Below are 1,444 nucleotides of genomic sequence, written 5' to 3' on the forward strand. Positions count from 1 at the left end.
AAAGTTTGATAAAGCTCATGTTTCACAGGATGTTGTTTCCTGCGACACTTCATATAATGAAGTAAATTGACGAGATACCTTGTATCTCTTTATTTCGCTTGGCTTTTGTTCAGTTTTCAAAGAACTGCGTCGTTTTTAGCGACTTTACAATCATAACAAGCATTAGATCACTTGTCAACACTTTTTTTGGTGGAGCCTAGCGGGATCGAACCGCTGACCTCCTGCGTGCAAAGCAGGCGCTCTCCCAGCTGAGCTAAGGCCCCAAATGGTCGGGAAGACAGGATTTGAACCTGCGACCCCTTGGTCCCAAACCAAGTGCTCTACCAAGCTGAGCTACTTCCCGTTAGATGGCGCGCCCGAGAGGAGTCGAACCCCTAACCTTTTGATCCGTAGTCAAACGCTCTATCCAATTGAGCTACGGGCGCACGAAAGATCGTTACTGGTGCCGAGGGCCGGACTTGAACCGGCACGGTAGTCACCTACCGCAGGATTTTAAGTCCTGTGTGTCTGCCAATTCCACCACCCCGGCACAGAATCTTAAACATTTTCATTTGGAGCGGAAGACGGGATTCGAACCCGCGACCCCCACCTTGGCAAGGTGGTGTTCTACCACTGAACTACTTCCGCAAAAATTGGTGCGGGTGAAGGGAGTCGAACCCCCACGTCACAAGGACACTAGATCCTAAGTCTAGCGCGTCTGCCAATTCCGCCACACCCGCATATTAAATGGTGAGCCATGAAGGACTCGAACCTTCGACCCTCTGATTAAAAGTCAGATGCTCTACCAACTGAGCTAATGGCTCAAAACAATGCCGGCCAGAGGACTTGAACCCCCAACCTACTGATTACAAGTCAGTTGCTCTACCAATTGAGCTAGACCGGCATGGTGCTAATTAATTGAATTTTTATTTAGAGAGAATAACATGGTGGAGGGTGACGGGATCGAACCGCCGACCCCCTGCTTGTAAGGCAGGTGCTCTCCCAGCTGAGCTAACCCTCCTAAATATAAGTTTGGCAGCGTCCTACTCTCGCAGGGGGAAGCCCCCAACTACCATCGGCGCTGAAGAGCTTAACGACCGTGTTCGGCATGGGAACGGGTGTGACCTCTTCGCTATCGCCACCAAACCTTTCTACGTCAGATGATCGGCGAGCTTTTTTGTCAGCTACGCTTGTTCCTTCCTGTCACGTATGTTGATATACGCTCAGTCCGTCACTCGCTTGCTTCCGCAAATCTCTTGATCCTCTTTGTAGATAGTTACGGCTTCCGATCAACGTCGCATTTTGGTGTCATCTTCACTCCTCCAGATCCTCACGTATCGTGTGTACGCTCCGGTCTGTCGTCGCTCAATTCCTAAAACTGCTCGTTTCTCGAAACCCTTTTCTTTGGACCTAAGAGAATAATCTCTTGATCACGGCTTCCGATCAACGTCGCACATGGTGCGAT

The 1,444-nt window shown here is 49.9% G+C and carries 9 tRNA genes and 1 rRNA gene; all 10 read right to left on the reverse strand.

The window, feature by feature from the left end:
- Positions 1 to 187: 187 nt before the first annotated feature.
- Positions 188 to 263 (reverse strand) — tRNA-Ala (locus tag E2L07_RS20480).
- Between the two features lie 3 nt (positions 264 to 266).
- Positions 267 to 343, reverse strand: a tRNA-Pro gene (locus tag E2L07_RS20485).
- Between the two features lie 5 nt (positions 344 to 348).
- Positions 349 to 425, reverse strand: a tRNA-Arg gene (locus E2L07_RS20490).
- A 15-nt stretch (positions 426 to 440) separates the two neighbouring features.
- Positions 441 to 529, reverse strand: a tRNA-Leu gene (locus E2L07_RS20495).
- 23 nt (positions 530 to 552) lie between these two features.
- Positions 553 to 627: transfer RNA gene (locus E2L07_RS20500), tRNA-Gly, on the reverse strand.
- A 6-nt stretch (positions 628 to 633) separates the two neighbouring features.
- A tRNA-Leu gene (locus tag E2L07_RS20505) sits at positions 634 to 719 on the reverse strand.
- Positions 720 to 727: 8 nt separating this feature from the next.
- Positions 728 to 803: transfer RNA gene (locus tag E2L07_RS20510), tRNA-Lys, on the reverse strand.
- A gap of 7 nt (positions 804 to 810) precedes the next feature.
- A tRNA-Thr gene (locus E2L07_RS20515) sits at positions 811 to 883 on the reverse strand.
- A gap of 41 nt (positions 884 to 924) precedes the next feature.
- Positions 925 to 1,000, reverse strand: a tRNA-Val gene (locus tag E2L07_RS20520).
- A gap of 9 nt (positions 1,001 to 1,009) precedes the next feature.
- Positions 1,010 to 1,125, reverse strand: a 5S ribosomal RNA gene (gene rrf / locus E2L07_RS20525).
- Positions 1,126 to 1,444: the final 319 nt, after the last annotated feature.

Source organism: Halalkalibacterium halodurans, from assembly GCF_004376175.1.
Lineage (GTDB): Bacteria > Bacillota > Bacilli > Bacillales > Bacillaceae_D > Halalkalibacterium > Halalkalibacterium halodurans.